Raw genomic sequence first — 17155 nt, 5'->3', positions numbered from 1 at the left:
AACTTAAGTAGCCCAAATCGATTTTCAGCATAAACTAATGTTAAGTGTATATAGGAAAGTTAGGTGTTAAATATGGACGGAATTGTAACAGAATTACAGGCTTTAAATATTGGGAAGGTGAAGAAAAATGAATCGCTTGCCCAACATACCACAATAAAAATTGGCGGTCCGGCCGACCTGCTTATTGAACCTTCGTCAGTAGGAAACTTAAATCAGGTAATGGGTGTTATTAGAAAACATCGCTTAAAGTGGCGTGCAATTGGGCGAGGGTCCAATCTTTTAGTCTCTGACAAAGGAATTGAAGGGGCAGTGATTAAGCTCGGTTCAGGTTTGGACCATCTTGAAATTAATGACACCGAAATTACAGTCGGCGGCGGTCATTCACTAGTAAGCTTATCTACATTAATTAGCAAAAAAGGGCTGTCAGGGCTTGAGTTTGCCAGCGGTATCCCAGGGTCTGTCGGCGGGGCTGTTTATATGAATGCCGGTGCCCATGGTTCAGATATTAGCAACATTCTAACTAAGGCACATATCTTATTTGATGATGGGACGATGGAATGGCTTTCTTCTGAAGAAATGGAGTTTTCTTATCGAACGTCTGTCCTCCAGAAAAAACGTCCAGGAATTGTAGTCGAAGCTGTTTTTCAGCTTGCACAAGGTGATCGAGCAGCAATTGTTTCACAAATGCTAAAGAACAAGGATTATCGAAAAGAAACACAGCCGTGGAATTTCCCTTGCGCCGGCAGTATTTTTCGAAATCCCCTTCCTAATTACGCCGGTAAATTAATCGAGGTCGCCGGATTAAAGGGCTTCAGTATTGGCGGCGCAAAGATTTCAGAAATGCATGGAAATTTTATTGTCAATGCCGGGAACGCTACTGCTGGAGATGTGCTTGCCTTAATTGAGCATGTGAAGGATACCATTTACAGTTTATATGAAATAAAAATGGAGACTGAGGTAGAAATAATCGGTAGAAATTAAACTTACTTTTCTTGTAAGAAATCCCTTACGAATGACAAAAATTGTGTTATAATAACTGATAATATAATAGGTGGAAAGCCTGAAGATTATGAATGACGGCATGATTTCTCGTGCCGTTGTTTCTCTTTTCATGGTAACCACATCGATTATGTAGGACAAGCCGATGTTGTAATTTAGGGCAGCCGCTTTTTATGTGGAGGAATCATGGATGGAAAAAGGTAAAATTGTTGCTCTTGAGGATCGTATTCCTAAGCTTAAGGAACAAAGAAGACGGAAAGCAAACAGACGTCTTGTGCTCTTGTTAATTATGTTTTTTACATTGATTGTCGTCATTGCCTATACTCAATCCCCTCTTAGTCATGTTAAAACCATTGCCATACAAGGGAATGAAGTCTATTCTCAGGCAGAAATAATCAAGAAGAGCGGACTTTCGAAAAATACAAATATTTGGAAAGTTAGAAAAAACGCTGTTGCTTCCAAATTACAGCAATTATCTGAAATAAAAAAAGCAGATGTAAACATTCAATGGCCAAACACAGTTCAAATTCAAGTAAAAGAGTATAAAAGAATGGCCTATCTTAAACAAGATACAAACTACTATCCAGTCATGGAAAATGGAAAAATCTTAAAAGAAAGACAAACGGAAAAAATTCCTGTTAATTCTCCGATTCTTTTAGATTTCAAAGAAGGGGCTGCCCTTAACGAAATGATGAAAGAGCTAAAAAATCTTCCAAGTGAAATTTTAAACTCCATTTCCGAAATTTATTATTCTCCGAAAAAAACCGATCAGTATCATATTTCCTTATTTATGAACGATGGATTTGAGGTAAGTGCGACATTAAGAAGTTTTTCGGAAAAGATGATCCATTATCCCTCTATCATCAGCCAATTGGATCCTAACAAAAAGGGGCTCATCGATATGGAAGTAGGTTCATATTTTAAGGCTTTTGAACCGGAAGTGGAGGAAGAAGAAGTTGAAAAAGATCAAGGTGAAGGGTAAACATTTTATCTTGTCCCTTGTCTGTCTTATACTTGGGTTTATGATAGCCTTCTCCTATCATCTGACCAAAATTGAGAACCAAAATGAAAACTTCGATAGGTCAGGCAAACAATATGAAAAGACCCTTGTCTTAAGAAATCAATTGATTGCCCAAGAAGAGACGAATCGTAAACTCCAAAAAGAGTTACATCAAAAGCAAGACAAGGTACTTAAAAATGAAAAAGACCTAGCAAAGGAAGCACAAGTTTTTCTTAACCAGGCTGATGATACTGAAAAATATCGGATGTTTCTTGGCAAAGTAAAGGTAAAAGGGAAAGGAGTAAAAATTACTCTTTCCGATGGTGCCTATGATCCAAAAGAAGTGAATATTAATAATTATCTTGTACATGAACACCACGTTTTCAAAGTGGTAAATGAACTTTATATTTCTGGTGCTGCAGCGGTGGCCATAAATGGCCAAAGGCTGACGAGCCATTCATATATTGTATGTAATGGGCCAGTCATTACCGTTGATGGTGTTCAATACCCTGCTCCGTTTATCATTACAGCAATCGGAGATCCAGATGTTCTTGCCGCTTCTATAAACTTGACGGGAGGAATAAAGGATCAGTTAGTTAATGATAACCTTGTTTTTACACTAGAAAAAATAAATGAAATGGTCCTGAATCCAATTTTAGGAAGCTGATTAAAGTCCACTTTAAGATTAATTTAAAGGTTAGGTAAAAAAATGGACAAGCCCAAAATGAATGTTAGTTTAACCTTGGTTGCTGCAGTTGTCGGTTTTATGATTGCGATTCAATTCCAAACAGTGAAGAAACCGAATGAGCGGGATACCCGCGATATTTGGCAGCTACGCGCGGCTTTACTGAAAGAAAAAGAACTTGAGTCCAATTTATTGGGAGAGATTCGTTCTAATGAAGAGAAATTATCAGCCTATGAATCCAAAAGAAAACAAAGTAAGGAACAGGCATTACGGGATACATTACAGGAATTAAAATTAGAAGCAGGACAAACCGAAATTTCTGGCCCTGGGATTACACTGCAAATTGAACCTGTAATAGAGGATATTCAGCTGGGATCTCCTGTTACAAAAATCGTTTCACCCGAACTCCTAAAAAGGCTGCTGAACGAATTGAATATGTACGAAGCAAAGTATCTGGCTATTGATGGTCAAAGAATTATTAATACTACTGTAATAAGGGATATTAATCGAGAAACTAAAATAGACGGGCATACACTTAAGAATTTGCCGTTAGAAATTAAAGTTGGCGTTGATACGATGAATGCTGCTGAAAAGTTGTCTAATCGGATGAAGGTATCAAAGGCCAGGGATGAATTTTTTACTGAAAGCTTGAGACTTAACATTTCTGATGCAGATCCAGCCGTGATTATTCCTGCTTATGATAACCCAATTCGTATTAAATACATGGAGCCGATTAAAGAAGGGGGCGGTTCCTAATGTGGCTTCCGTTTGTTGGACTAATTATTGGAATCATACTCGGGTTATTAACAGAAATTCGAATTCCTGAAGAATATTCCAATTATTTATCAATTGCAGTCTTAGCAGCCCTTGATACGCTTTTCGGGGGAATCAGGGCATATCTGCAGAATATTTATGATGAAAAGGTATTTGTTTCTGGATTCTTTTTTAATATAATACTAGCTGCAAGTTTAGCTTTTCTCGGTGTCCATCTTGGTGTAGACTTGTATTTAGCGGCAGTTTTTGCGTTTGGAGTCAGGTTGTTCCAAAATATTGCTGTCATTAGAAGAATATTATTGACAAAATGGTCACCAAACAAAGAAAAAGTAGAAAAAAATTGATATTTTTTAAAGGGAAATATGTAGTTGTGACGAATAATTTTATATGATATTACTATGAAAACATTTTATTGAACAGAATAAATTGTTGTTCGACCTATGGAAATTAAAAGGAGGTGCCAAAGAATGAACAGCAATGAAATTTATGTCAGCCTTGACATCGGTACATCCAGTGTAAAAGTAATCATTGGTGAAATGGTCAATGACTCGGGGAAAGACTCGTTGAATATAATTGGTGTTGGCAATGTTAGATCTGAAGGCTTACGAAAAGGGTCGATCGTCGACATGGACGATACCGTTCATTCTATTAAGCGGGCGATTGAGCAGGCGGAAAGAATGGTTGGGATGGAGATTAGGGAAGTAGTGGTCGGAATTTCCGGGCACAACGTCATGCTCCAGCAATGTCATGGTATTGTAGCTGTTTCCAGTCAAAATCGGGAGATTACCAATGAAGATGTAATTCGGGTTATCGAAGCCTCCCATGTTGGCTCTATTCCACCAGAACGAGAAAACATTGGCGTCATTCGAAAACAATTTATCTTAGATGGTAAGGATGAAATTAATGATCCAAGAGGTATGATTGGTGTTCGTTTGGAAATGGAAGGTTCACTTATTACCGGCTCTAAATCGATAATCATTAATACATTACGTTGTGTTGAAAGAGCTGGACTTGAAATTTTAGATATTATCTTGCAGCCATTGGCAGCAGGTGATTATGCTTTATCCAAAGATGAAAAAAATCTCGGTGTGGCCTTGATTGACATCGGCGGCGGGTCTACCTCAATTGCACTATTTGAGGAAGGTTTTTTGAAATCGACAAGTGTGATTCCTGTAGGCGGCGATTTGCTTACAAATGACCTTTCAAAGGTTCTGCACACGTCTACCGAGGATGCTGAGAAAATCAAAATAAAATATGGACATGCCTTCTTTGATAATGCTTCAGAAGATGAATTCTTCAGCGTTCCTATTATCGGAAGCGATCAGCATCAGCAATTTAATCAGCTCTATGTCTCTGAAATAATTGAAGCAAGAATGGAAGAAGTCTTTGAATTGATAGCCCATGAATTAAAACGTTTAGGGGTGACGGATTTACCAGGTGGTTTTGTTTTAACAGGCGGTACAGCAAAGATGCAAGGAATATTGGAGCTTGCTCAGGATATCTTTCAAACTCCAGTCCGCATTGCCTCGCCTGACTATATTGGTGTAAGAGAACCTCAATATACAACAGCGGTTGGCTTAATTAAATATGCTTACAAGAATACTAGATTACCTGGAGGAACCAACGGCAGTACCTCAGCGGTTTCAGAGCCAGCCGAAAAAAGAATGCCGAAACAACAGCAGCCTAAAGCAAAAGTAGAAAAACATCCGGAAGATAAGATGTCATCAAAAGTAAAAAAATTCCTTGGTTACTTTTTCGAATAAATTCAGCGAAAAGGAAATCGACGAATTAGGAGGATTTGTCATGTTAGAATTTGATACAAATTTAGATTCTCTTGCAACAATAAAAGTAATCGGTGTTGGCGGCGGCGGGAATAACGCAGTAAACCGAATGATTGAACATGGCGTTCAAGGTGTGGAATTTATTGCTGTTAATACGGATGCGCAAGCCTTGAATCTTTCAAAAGCAGAAGTAAAAATGCAGATTGGTTCGAAACTGACTCGCGGTCTTGGAGCTGGAGCTAATCCTGAGGTTGGGAAGAAAGCGGCAGAAGAAAGCAAAGAGCAAATTGAAGAAGCTCTTAGAGGCGCTGACATGGTGTTCGTTACAGCAGGTATGGGCGGCGGAACTGGTACGGGTGCAGCACCAGTTATCGCTCAAATTGCCCGTAACCTCGGTGCTTTAACAGTTGGTGTTGTTACTCGCCCATTCACATTTGAAGGCAAAAAACGGTCGAATCAAGCATCTGGCGGTATTGGAGCTATGAAAGAAGCCGTTGATACGCTAATTGTTATTCCGAATGACCGCCTCCTTGAAATTGTTGATAAAAGTACACCAATGCTAGAGGCGTTCCGGGAAGCAGACAATGTCCTTCGCCAAGGGGTTTCAGGTATATCCGATTTAATTGCTGTACCAGGACTTATTAACCTGGACTTTGCCGATGTGAAAACAATCATGTCTAACAAAGGCTCTGCCTTAATGGGAATTGGCGTTTCCGCCGGCGAAAATCGTGCTGCTGAGGCAGCGAAGAAAGCGATTAGCTCACCATTATTAGAAACTTCCATTGATGGAGCGCAGGGTGTGTTAATGAATATCACAGGCGGTACAAATTTAAGCCTATACGAAGTTCAGGAAGCTGCTGATATTGTTGCAAGTGCATCTGATCAAGAAGTGAATATGATTTTCGGATCCGTTATCAATGAAAATCTTAAAGATGAAATCGTAGTAACCGTTATTGCAACAGGATTTAATGAAGAAGCTTCACAGCCGAAGGTAACCCGTCCTTCTTTTGGACAAGCAAAACCGGCTGCCGGAACTGTCAAGCGAGAGCACAAACGCGAAGAAGCTCCGCAAGAACCAGTCCGAAACACAAATGTTTCACAAGAGGAGACGTTGGATATTCCAACTTTCCTGCGCAACCGAAATCGCAGAAGATAATTTCAATATTAATTAAGGCATGGTCCCAAGGGGCTATGCCTTTTTTCTTTACCATAAATGTGACAAAATCCGTTGTGAATAGTGAAAATTTCTGATTTTTTGTTTACAGAAAGTGACACACTTCAGCCGCATAAGTACGTTATACTTTTTCGTAAACAGAAGTAAGGAGGAAGCTGCTTGGTTGTTTATTTAGATATTATCTGGGCTCTTAATTTATTATTTGACAGCCTACTCCTTTATTTAACAGCCATATGTCTAAAGAGAAACATTCGATTATGGAGAATACTCGCCGGGGGATTTGCCGGTTCATTGATTATTTTATTATCTTTCACACCATTAAATCTCTATACAAGCCATCCGATTTCAAAACTTATCTGTTCAATCATGATGGTATTGATCGCCTTTGGATATAAGCGGCTGACCTTCTTTTTGAAAGCATTAATGACGTTTTATGCTGCCACCTTTTTAATTGGCGGCGCCATCATGGGTGCTCATTACTTTATTCAATATGATTATGAGTGGACGACAAAGGTTTTAAAAGGATTTGGCGATCCTATTAGCTGGCTGTTCGTCCTGATTGGTTTCCCGGTCGCCTGGCACTTCTCCAGAAAACATGGAGAGAGTCTTGAGATGACCAAAATTCAATTCGAACAAATTGTTAAGGTGAGGTTGAATATTGAGGGAGAATGCTTAGTATTTAAAGGATTAGTAGATAGCGGCAATCAGCTATATGATCCTATTTCTAAGCTGCCGGTCATGTTTGTTTCTATCAAAAAGCAATTGGATACAATCCCCGAAACAATAAAGAGATTGGCTGCCGACCCAGAACCACTGATAACAGGAAGTGAGGAATTTCCTGACGAATGGCAAAATAGGCTCAGAGTCGTCCCATGCCGTGTGATAGGACAAGAGCATCAACTGATTATTGCCGTTAAACCCGATATTATTTTAATTGAACATAGCGGTTCACAGTACTTATGTGAAAAAGGTCTTGTATCCTTTACGATAAAGGAACTTTCTGCTGATGATGCGTTTCAATGTATTGTTCATCCGAAAATGTTAACGGGGATGAAGCAGCAAGAGGAGGCAGTGAAAGTAAGTTAATAATACTATACTCAGTAAAAACATAATTTAGAAGGAGGAACTTACATGAATAAATGGAGACTTCGCATATCCTACTACTGGTACAAAATACTAATAAAATTGGGCTTAAAAACGGATGAAGTTTATTATATTGGCGGAAGCGAAGCCTTGCCGCCTCCTTTGAGTAAAGACGAGGAAGAGTTGTTATTAAAAAAACTGCCTGGCGGTGATAAGGCAGCGAGATCCATCTTAATTGAACGGAACCTAAGGCTGGTTGTTTATATTGCCAGAAAGTTTGAGAATACGGGGATTAATATTGAGGATTTAATCAGTATTGGCACGATTGGTTTAATCAAAGCGGTTAATACCTTTAACCCTGAGAAAAAAATAAAACTTGCTACATACGCATCAAGATGTATCGAAAATGAGATTCTTATGTACTTACGGCGAAACAATAAAATTAGGTCAGAAGTATCCTTTGATGAACCGCTCAATATTGACTGGGATGGTAATGAGCTGTTACTCTCCGATGTCTTGGGAACGGATGATGATATTATTACAAAGGACCTGGAAGCAAATGTTGATAGGAAACTTTTAACAAAGGCATTGCATCAGCTTACCGATCGTGAGAAGCAAATTATGGAGCTCCGGTTCGGCTTAACAAATGGGGAAGAAAAGACACAGAAGGATGTCGCAGATATGCTGGGGATATCCCAATCCTATATTTCAAGATTAGAAAAAAGAATTATTAAACGATTACGAAAGGAATTTAATAAGATGGTGTAAAAAAAGAAATTTTTTTCCATCAAAAAAACCTAGAATTTAAGTGCTAAAATTGCATTTTTCGACATTTATGCACCTGTCCGCTGACCTGGATAGGTGCATATTTTTCCTTCTCAAGGAAATACTGTTTTTTGTACAGCAGCTCCTGTGAGGAGGGAAAAGGATTGACTCGAAATAAAGTTGAAATTTGCGGTGTGGACACATCAAAACTTCCTGTTTTAAAAAACGAAGAAATGAGAATACTCTTCAAGCAAATGCAAGAGGGCGATATATCTGCCCGGGAAAAGCTCGTCAATGGCAACTTACGCCTCGTATTAAGTGTTATTCAGCGCTTTAACAACCGCGGGGAATTTGTTGATGATCTATTTCAGGTTGGCTGTATTGGACTGATGAAATCGATTGATAACTTTGATTTAGGTCAAAACGTAAAGTTTTCCACTTACGCCGTACCGATGATTATTGGAGAAATTCGCAGATACTTACGTGATAATAACCCTATTCGCGTTTCCCGTTCCTTGAGGGATATCGCTTATAAGGCCCTTCAGGTCAGGGAGCGATTAATGAGCGAAACATCACGAGAACCGACTGCGGAAGAAATTGCCAAGGTCTTAGAAGTGCCGCATGAGGAAATTGTTTTCGCACTTGATGCCATCCAGGACCCGGTGTCTTTATTTGAGCCAATATATAATGATGGCGGCGACCCAATTTATGTATTGGACCAGTTAAGTGATGAGAAAAATAAAGATATCCATTGGATTGAAGAAATAGCCCTAAAAGAAGGTATGCGAAGATTAAATGAGCGTGAAAAATTAATTTTACGGAAACGGTTTTTCCAAGGAAAAACACAGATGGAAGTAGCTGATGAAATTGGCATTTCCCAGGCTCAGGTTTCACGATTAGAAAAAGCAGCAATCAGACAAATGAATAAAAATATTCAAAGTTAAAGCTGTCCAAACCGGACAGCCAGGCTATCGAAAAACTTTCGATAGCCTTTTATTTCAATAATTTTCTTTAATGATTAAACGCGTTAATTTGTAAAAAGTATTAGTGTACAGTCTTTTTATCAGGTCTGTTGATTTCCGCTCCAGGCGGCTTCGCTTTCCGCGGGCGTGCCGGGGAGCCTCCTCGGCGAGTTCCGCGCCTGCGGGGTCTCCCCTGCCCCGTACTCCCGCAGGAGTCTTCGCCGCCTTCCGCTCCAATCAACAGTGCGGTTTCAATATAGACTTTCAACTCCACCAATAAATAATTAAAATAAGTGGTGAATTCAAGGATTAAGCCAAAAGAGTCTAGCCAAAGTGAATTTGACAAAAATATCGATTTTCGTTTCTCCTTAAAAAGGTGAGTCCTTATTATTGCGATTCTTTATGGCATTTTTCTGAACGTCAGTTAGAAAAGGTGTGTTGCAATACTTTAAGATGATTTGCCTCCCTGTTGATTGGAGCGGAGGGCACTCGACTCCTGCGGGATAGAGAGGTCACTGGAGACCCCGCAGGCGCCAAAAGCGCCGAGGAGGCTCCAGGACCTCCCCGCGGAAAGCGAGTGCCAGGAGCGGAAATCAACAGGCCCAATTGCAGGGACAATCAATAAAATTGGTATTTAGACAAATTAAAAATTGCCGATAAAAATACTCTTTCTCGAAAATAAAGCTGTCCAAACCGGACAGCTTTATTTTCTTTTACTAATTTGCCAAGTGCTATCATATATTTTTTATAGTAATGTAATTGGGAGTGGTGGATATGGTGAAGATTTCCGAATTCCAGATAAAAGATGTGGTCAATGTATCGGATGGCAAACGGCTTGGCAATATTGGTGATATAGAGATTAATTTAACGACTGGTAAAATCGAGGCTGTCGTAATCTCCGGCAGTGGAAGAGTATTAGGCTTTTTTGGAAAGGATGAAGATATCGTTATTCCCTGGAAAAATATAATTAAAATTGGTCAGGATGTTATCTTGGTCAGGTATCGGGGAAGTGTCGAGAAAATTTCCGAAGAGGCTGAGGTTTGACAAAATACCTTTTACGGTGACCATTCTCTCTTTTCATGGTAAACTAAAGAAAAATATAAGAGGTATTGACATGGAGCCCTTTGTTTTAAAAAATCAATCCTATTTAACCATTGAAAGCTGGACCAAGCAATTCCCTGGATTGGCTGCCGGTATAACAACTAAATGCGGCGGGCTGAGCAAAGGGAGTTTTGAAACCCTAAATCTCGGCTTTCATGTCGGCGATGACAAAAGCAGCGTGTGCTTAAATCGAGAAAAAGTTGCTGAGCTGCTGGAATTCCCGTTAAATTGTTGGGTGGGGGCCGAACAAACCCATGATATTGCCGTTCAAAAGATAACCAAAGCAGACCGCGGTAAAGGATCCAATTCCTATGAACATTCATTTAAAGGCACTGATGGTTTTTATACGAATGAAGAGGGCATCCTGCTAACGCTATGTTTTGCCGACTGTGTCCCTCTTTTTTTTATTGCTCCTGAAAAAAAGATGATTGGGGCTGCACATGCTGGTTGGAAAGGGACAGTTGGAAAGATTGCGAACGAAATGATCCAAGCGTGGGGCAGGGAAGGGATTAAGCCTGAAGAAATACTTGTCGCTATTGGACCGTCTATTTGTGAAAAATGTTATCTTGTTGATGAACGGATTATTAACTTAGTTGAAAATACACTAGAAGATAAAGAAAGATTACCATATAATTTAATTGAAGAAGGTCAATATTCATTGGATTTGCGAGAATTAAACAGACTAATACTCTTGGAAGCTAAGATACCGGAGCGAAATATCCTTTTAACTGGATTTTGTTCCAGCTGCAACCATGAGGAATTTTTCTCGCATCGCCGTGATCAAGGCGGTACTGGGAGAATGTTGAGTTTTATCGGCTGGAAGGAGACTGCGGATCGTTTATGAGAGTAGCAGCAAAGCTTGAACAAATTAAACAACAAATAAATGAAGCGTGTCTTAAAGTGAATCGAAACCCGGACGATGTGAAATTGATTGCAGTCACGAAATATGTAAGCATTGAACGGGCTTCTGAAGCGTTCGAAGCAGGGATCACAAATCTAGGTGAGAACCGTGATGACGGCCTGCTTGCAAAATGGTCAGTGTTAAGGGACAAGCCTGATTGGCATTTTATTGGAACACTTCAGACACGTAAGGTGAAAAATATTATTGACAAGGTAGAATATATCCATTCATTGGATAGACTTTCGCTTGCTGAAGAAATAAATAAACGTGCGGATCGTAAAATTAATTGTCTTGTGCAGGTAAATGTCTCGCAGGAAGGTTCCAAACATGGAATATCAGCAGAAGAGACAATTGAATTTATTGAATCGCTTCGATCTTTTGATAATATACGTGTTGAAGGATTAATGACAATGGCTCCGCTCACGAAGGATGAACAAATTGTTCGTGACTGCTTTCGCAAATTAAGGGAACTTCGCGTTCAAGTACAAGACCGAAATTTAGATTTTGCTCCCTGTAAGGAACTGTCGATGGGAATGTCGGGCGATTTTCAAATTGCAATTGAAGAAGGGGCAACGATGGTAAGAATAGGTACAGCACTTGTCGGTGAAGATGGTTAGGAGTGAAAAAAATGACGATTAAATCGAAATTAAAAACATTTTTCTTTTTAGATGATGAATATAATGATAATAATGATGACAATGTAGAAGCGAGTGAACCAGTCAAACAAAGACAGCCGCAGCCTGTTAAAAACAAAAATGTTATTAGCCTCCAAAGTGTCCCAAAGTCATCAAATTCTACAAATTTTACTAATTCATTAAATGGTTCAAAGGTCATATTAGTGGAACCGCGTTCGTATTCAGAGTCAACGGATATTGCTGACCATTTAAAAAATCGCCGCGCTGTTGTCATAAACCTACAGCGGATTGATAATGAACAGGGCCGGCAAATTATTGACTTTATCAGCGGTGTTGTATATGCAATCGGCGGAGACATCCAAAAAATTGGCTTAAGTATATTTTTATGTACGCCTGATAATGTAGAGGTATCAGGGAATATTTCGGACCTAATTTCTGACCATGAAACACAAAATACGAGGTGGTAAGATAAATGGAATTTGTGTTTAGTCTATTACAACAAGTAATAAGAATTTATTCGTATGCCTTGATTGTGTACATCTTAATGTCATGGTTCCCGAATGCAAGGGAATCCTCGATTGGCCAATTTTTGGCTAGAATTTGCGAACCATATTTAGAACCATTTCGAAAAATCATTCCACCAATTGGGATGATGGATATTTCTCCAATTGTTGCGATCCTTGTTCTCAATCTTGCCATCGGTGGATTATACAGTGTATATGGTTGGCTGCTTCAGGTAATTTGAATATAGGTTGTGTGTTAATCAATGAACATTTATCAGCATTTCCGGCCAGAAGAACGGGACTTTATTGACCAAGTAATACAGTGGAAGAGTTATGTCGAGACCCAATATACACCAAAACTTACTGATTTTCTTGACCCTAGGGAGCAGCAAATAGTCAAAATGCTCATTGGCGAAAATGGCAATGTGAACTATCAGCTTTTTGGCGGCAGTCATGATCTAGAACGAAAAAGAGCCTTCCTCTACCCTGATTATTTGACTGCTAACGGTGATGATTTTCAAATTAGCCTTTTCGAAATTCACTATCCATCGAAGTTCGTGACAATTGAACATCGTCAGGTTTTGGGAACGCTTATGTCTTTAGGGCTCAAACGGGGGAAATTTGGCGACATTCTTATGAAAGATGAGAGAATACAATTTTTCGCGGCAAAGGAAGTTAATGAATATATTAAAAGCAATCTTGAATCAATTGGCAGGGCTGGTGTCAAGGTAATTGAAACAAGTAGCAATGAGGTAATATTAGCAAAAGAATTATGGCTAGAAACTGATTTAACAGTATCTTCTTTACGGTTGGATACTGTTATTTCTGGTATTTATCATCTATCCCGGCAAAAATCACAAACCCTTATTCAACAGGGGCTTGTGAAAGTAAACTGGACATTAATCGAAAACCCTTCGTTTTCTTGTGAGATCGGCGACATGATTTCTGTTCGCGGTCACGGTAGAGCAAAAATAATCGGGATTGATGGAAAAACCAAAAAAGAAAAATGGCGAATTATCGTTGGAAAGCAAAAATAATTCAATTTTTGTGCAGGATTTTTGAATAACGTGTCGAATATTTTTTTATACATATAAAAGTACAGTTCGTATGGAGGTGGCATCATGCCGTTAACGCCGTTAGATATTCATAATAAAGAGTTCAATAAAGGTTTTCGTGGGTACGATGAAGATGAAGTGAATGAATTTCTTGACCAGGTCATAAAGGATTATGAATTAGTCCTCAGAGAGAAAAAAGAAATAGAAGAACGCTTGAATGAAATGAAAGACCGTCTAGGCCATTTTGTGAATATTGAAGAAACGCTCAACAAATCAATTATTATTGCCCAAGAAGCGGGCGAAGATGTAAAGCGTAATGCCCAAAAGGAAGCAAAGCTGATTATTAAGGAAGCAGAGAAAAACGCGGACAGGATTGTCAACGAATCCTTATCTAAAGCGAGGAAAATAGCTCTTGAAATTGAAGATTTAAAGAAGCAGTCAAAAGTTTTCAGAACTCGTTTTAAAATGCTTATTGAAGCACAGCTGGATATGCTGAGCACTGATGATTGGGATCATTTATTAGAGTATGAAGTGGATGCAACAGAGTTAAAAATTCATCAAGAAGAAGATTCCTTAGCTTGACGAATCGGCATTATTTCGCATATAATTTTTGAATAAGTTAAATACGACAGACATGACGTTGACAGGGACAGTACAATTTTTCTAAAACTTTCTTAAGCGAGCCGGGGATGGTGAAAGCCTGGTAAAGTAGAAGAATTGGAAGATCACCCTCGAGTTCCGGACCGAATTCCATAACGGATAGTAGGCTCAGGCGTATTATTCACGTTACGAATGGTAAAGAGGATAGTACCGTTTTCGTTTCGTACTATTTATCAGGGTGGTACCGCGGGAATTAAACCTTCTCGTCCCTATTTAGGGATGAGAGGGTTTTTTTATTGTTCTAAATGGCTATTCTGTTAGATGATAGGATTACAGGAGGAAGAAAAAATGGAATACAAAGATACGTTATTAATGCCAAAAACTGAATTTCCGATGCGTGGGAACTTGCCGCAAAGAGAACCTGAGGTCCAGGCGAAATGGGAAGAAATGAATATTTATCAAAAGGTGCAAGAGCGGACGAAAGGACGTCAGATGTTTGTCCTCCATGATGGACCTCCATACGCGAACGGAGATATCCATATGGGCCATGCACTTAACAAAATTTTAAAAGATATGATTGTCCGCTATAAATCAATGAGCGGCTTCCATGCTCCATATGTTCCAGGCTGGGATACTCACGGGCTGCCGATTGAACAGGCTCTAACCAATAAAGGTGTTAAACGGAAAGAAATGACTGTGGCTGAATTCCGGGAGCTTTGTACGAAATATGCCCTCGAGCAAATTGATAATCAGCGCTCACAATTTAAACGTCTCGGAGTTCGTGGTGATTGGGAAAATCCTTATATTACCTTGAAGCCTGAATACGAAGCACAACAAATTAAAGTGTTTGGTGAAATGGCGAAAAAGGGCTATATTTACAAAGGCCTAAAGCCGGTTTATTGGTCCCCTTCAAGTGAATCTGCACTTGCTGAGGCAGAAATTGAATACCAAGATAAGCGTTCAGCATCCATCTATGTTGGCTTTAAGGTGAAAGACGGGAAAGGTGTCCTAGATACTGATACCCAAATTGTTATTTGGACAACAACACCTTGGACGATTCCGGCAAACTTAGGGATTTCTGTTCACCCTGACTTAACCTATGTGGTCGTTACCGCAAATGGTAACAAATTCTTAGTGGCTGAAGCCCTTCTTGAAGCAGTAACGAAGGAAATTGGCTGGGAAGATGCTGCGGTTGTCCAAAAGGTCAAAGGTGCGGAATTAGAACTGATTGTTGCGGCACATCCGTTATATGACCGTGATTCTTTAGTTATGTTAGGTGAACACGTTACGACAGACGCGGGTACAGGCTGTGTTCATACGGCTCCGGGTCACGGGGAGGATGACTTCTATGTTGGTCAAAAATACGGCCTGGAAGTACTTTGCCCTGTCGATGACAAAGGCGTAATGACCAGCGAGGCACCAGGCTTCGAAGGATTATTCTACGATACGGCAAACAAACCGATTGTGCAAGCCTTAGAAGAGGCGGATGCATTGTTAAAGCTTTCGTTTATTACGCACTCTTATCCGCACGATTGGAGAACGAAGAAGCCGGTTATTTTCCGTGCGACAGCACAATGGTTCGCATCAATTAAGGATTTCCGAAATGAATTATTGGAAGCCGTTAAAGAAACGAAATGGGTACCGGCCTGGGGTGAAACACGGTTATTCAATATGGTTCGCGACCGTGGCGATTGGTGTATTTCACGTCAACGGGTATGGGGTGTTCCAATCCCTGTTTTCTATGATGAAAATGGCAAAGAAATTATTACCGATGAAACAATCGAACATGTGTCAAATTTATTCCGTGAATTTGGATCAAATATTTGGTTTGAACGTGAAGCCAAGGATTTACTTCCTGAAGGATTTACCCATCCTGGAAGTCCTAACGGAACATTTACAAAAGAAACAGATATCATGGATGTTTGGTTTGATTCCGGTTCCTCCCATCAAGCTGTTTTGCTTGAAAGAGAAGATTTAGTTCGTCCTGCGGATCTTTATCTTGAAGGTTCTGACCAATATCGCGGCTGGTTTAATTCGTCTTTATCCACTGCTGTTGCCGTAACAGGTGAAGCGCCGTATAAAGGAGTATTAAGCCACGGTTTTGCCCTTGATGGTGAAGGCAGAAAAATGAGTAAATCGATTGGAAATGTCGTTGTACCGGCGAAGGTTATGAACCAATTAGGCGCCGATATTTTACGTCTTTGGGTAGCGTCCGTTGATTATCAAGCGGATGTTCGTGTCTCTGATGCCATCCTGAAACAGGTTGCCGAAGTATATCGTAAGATCCGTAATACCTTCCGTTTCTTACTTGGAAACTTAGCTGACTTTGATCCGGCAGTGAATAGGGTTGCTTATGAAGATTTACGTGAAGTGGATCAATTTATGCTCGTTAAATTAAATAAGTTGGTTAAAAATGTTCGTAATGCTTATGAAAACTATGAGTTTGCAGGTATTTATCACGCGATCAATAATTTCTGTACACTTGACCTAAGTGCTTTTTATCTTGATTTTGCTAAAGACGTTTTATACATTGAAGCGGTTAACAATCACGAGCGCCGTGCGATTCAAACCGTTTTATATGAATCATTACTTGCGTTAACAAAATTGGTTTCACCGATTCTTTCTCATACAGCTGATGAAGTATGGAAATTCATTCCTTCTGTTACTGAAGAAAGTGTCCAATTAACAGACCTTCCAGAATATCAGGAGCTAGCGGGTGCAAAAGCACTTGAAGAAAAATGGACTGCATTCATGAACCTTCGTGATGATGTCTTAAAAGCACTCGAAGAAGCTCGAAATGGAAAATTAATTGGAAAATCGTTAACAGCAAAAGTTTCACTATATGTTAATGAGAAAACGAAGGCACTTTTAGATTCGATTGAAGAAAACTTGAAACAACTGTTTATCGTCTCAGGCTTTGAAGTGGCTGGAACATACGATGAGGCCCCTGAAAACGCGCTAAAATTAGAGACTTCAGCTATTGTTGTGACCAAAGCAGAAGGTGAAACATGTGAACGCTGCTGGATTGTTTCAACAGAGATTGGGCAAGATTCAGAGCATTCAACACTTTGCCCGCGTTGTGCTGAAGTCGTTAAAGAGAACTATTCACACTTGGCATAAGAAGTGGTCCCAAGCTA

General features: G+C 39.7%; 18 protein-coding genes and 1 other annotated feature. All 18 genes read left to right on the top strand.

Annotated features, from left to right (window positions below; translation table 11 throughout):
• The first annotated feature begins 72 nt into the window (after positions 1–72).
• The 18 genes from murB (at position 73) to ileS (ending at position 17138) form a co-directional block, all read left to right on the top strand.
• Positions 73–981, top strand: coding sequence for a UDP-N-acetylmuramate dehydrogenase (murB, locus tag ACFVSW_RS02465; RefSeq protein ID WP_387311767.1), 909 nt, complete (start codon positions 73–75; stop codon positions 979–981).
• Positions 982–1189: 208 nt separating this feature from the next.
• On the top strand, positions 1190–1981 hold the full coding sequence (locus ACFVSW_RS02460; RefSeq protein WP_387311765.1) for a cell division protein FtsQ/DivIB: 792 nt from the start codon (positions 1190–1192) through the stop codon (positions 1979–1981).
• Positions 1956–2666, top strand: coding sequence for a DUF881 domain-containing protein (locus tag ACFVSW_RS02455; RefSeq protein WP_387311763.1), 711 nt, complete (start codon positions 1956–1958; stop codon positions 2664–2666). Before ACFVSW_RS02460 ends, ACFVSW_RS02455 begins: the two co-directional genes overlap by 26 nt.
• A gap of 42 nt (positions 2667–2708) precedes the next feature.
• Entirely contained in the window at positions 2709–3440 is a 732-nt protein-coding gene (locus ACFVSW_RS02450) for a DUF881 domain-containing protein (protein ID WP_387311760.1), read from the top strand.
• Positions 3440–3802 (top strand): small basic family protein, encoded by a 363-nt coding sequence (locus ACFVSW_RS02445; protein ID WP_024030068.1) that lies wholly within the window; start codon positions 3440–3442, stop codon positions 3800–3802. The genes ACFVSW_RS02450 and ACFVSW_RS02445 overlap by 1 nt, the downstream gene beginning before the upstream one ends.
• Positions 3803–3925: 123 nt before the next feature.
• Positions 3926–5221: a cell division protein FtsA gene (ftsA, locus tag ACFVSW_RS02440; RefSeq protein WP_387311758.1), complete on the top strand. Its 1296-nt coding sequence runs from the start codon at positions 3926–3928 to the stop codon at positions 5219–5221.
• Positions 5222–5261: 40 nt separating this feature from the next.
• On the top strand, positions 5262–6395 hold the full coding sequence (gene ftsZ, locus ACFVSW_RS02435) for a cell division protein FtsZ (protein ID WP_387311755.1): 1134 nt from the start codon (positions 5262–5264) through the stop codon (positions 6393–6395).
• 177 nt (positions 6396–6572) lie between these two features.
• Positions 6573–7499 (top strand): sigma-E processing peptidase SpoIIGA, encoded by a 927-nt coding sequence (gene spoIIGA / locus ACFVSW_RS02430; protein ID WP_387311752.1) that lies wholly within the window; start codon positions 6573–6575, stop codon positions 7497–7499.
• A 45-nt stretch (positions 7500–7544) separates the two neighbouring features.
• Complete coding sequence (gene sigE / locus ACFVSW_RS02425) at positions 7545–8264, top strand: RNA polymerase sporulation sigma factor SigE (protein ID WP_387311750.1); 720 nt, start codon at positions 7545–7547, stop codon at positions 8262–8264.
• Positions 8265–8425: 161 nt separating this feature from the next.
• Positions 8426–9205 carry an RNA polymerase sporulation sigma factor SigG gene (gene sigG / locus ACFVSW_RS02420; protein ID WP_024030063.1) on the top strand — a complete coding sequence of 260 codons (780 nt, stop codon included), beginning with the start codon at positions 8426–8428 and terminating at the stop codon, positions 9203–9205.
• Between the two features lie 792 nt (positions 9206–9997).
• Positions 9998–10267, top strand: a complete 270-nt coding sequence (locus ACFVSW_RS02415) for a YlmC/YmxH family sporulation protein (RefSeq protein WP_024026908.1) — start codon at positions 9998–10000, stop codon at positions 10265–10267.
• Between the two features lie 70 nt (positions 10268–10337).
• Positions 10338–11168: a peptidoglycan editing factor PgeF gene (gene pgeF, locus ACFVSW_RS02410; protein ID WP_387311745.1), complete on the top strand. Its 831-nt coding sequence runs from the start codon at positions 10338–10340 to the stop codon at positions 11166–11168.
• Positions 11165–11842 carry a YggS family pyridoxal phosphate-dependent enzyme gene (locus tag ACFVSW_RS02405; RefSeq protein ID WP_387311744.1) on the top strand — a complete coding sequence of 226 codons (678 nt, stop codon included), beginning with the start codon at positions 11165–11167 and terminating at the stop codon, positions 11840–11842. The genes pgeF and ACFVSW_RS02405 overlap by 4 nt, the downstream gene beginning before the upstream one ends.
• Positions 11843–11853: 11 nt before the next feature.
• Positions 11854–12327 (top strand): cell division protein SepF, encoded by a 474-nt coding sequence (locus tag ACFVSW_RS02400; RefSeq protein WP_387311741.1) that lies wholly within the window; start codon positions 11854–11856, stop codon positions 12325–12327.
• Between the two features lie 5 nt (positions 12328–12332).
• On the top strand, positions 12333–12605 hold the full coding sequence (locus ACFVSW_RS02395) for a YggT family protein (protein ID WP_387311739.1): 273 nt from the start codon (positions 12333–12335) through the stop codon (positions 12603–12605).
• Positions 12606–12626: 21 nt separating this feature from the next.
• Complete coding sequence (locus ACFVSW_RS02390) at positions 12627–13400, top strand: YlmH family RNA-binding protein (protein WP_387311737.1); 774 nt, start codon at positions 12627–12629, stop codon at positions 13398–13400.
• Between the two features lie 84 nt (positions 13401–13484).
• A complete protein-coding gene (locus tag ACFVSW_RS02385) occupies positions 13485–14000 on the top strand; it encodes a DivIVA domain-containing protein (RefSeq protein WP_387311735.1) in 516 nt (171 codons plus the stop codon).
• Positions 14001–14049: 49 nt separating this feature from the next.
• Positions 14050–14292: a binding site (T-box leader), on the top strand.
• A 74-nt stretch (positions 14293–14366) separates the two neighbouring features.
• Entirely contained in the window at positions 14367–17138 is a 2772-nt protein-coding gene (ileS, locus tag ACFVSW_RS02380; protein ID WP_387311733.1) for an isoleucine--tRNA ligase, read from the top strand.
• Positions 17139–17155 lie beyond the last annotated feature (17 nt).

The organism is Neobacillus sp. NPDC058068, assembly GCF_042885335.1.
Taxonomy (GTDB): Bacteria; Bacillota; Bacilli; order Bacillales; family Cytobacillaceae; genus Neobacillus.
The sequence above is the reverse complement of the archived record's forward strand: the minus strand, read 5'-3'. Positions and strand labels throughout refer to the sequence as shown.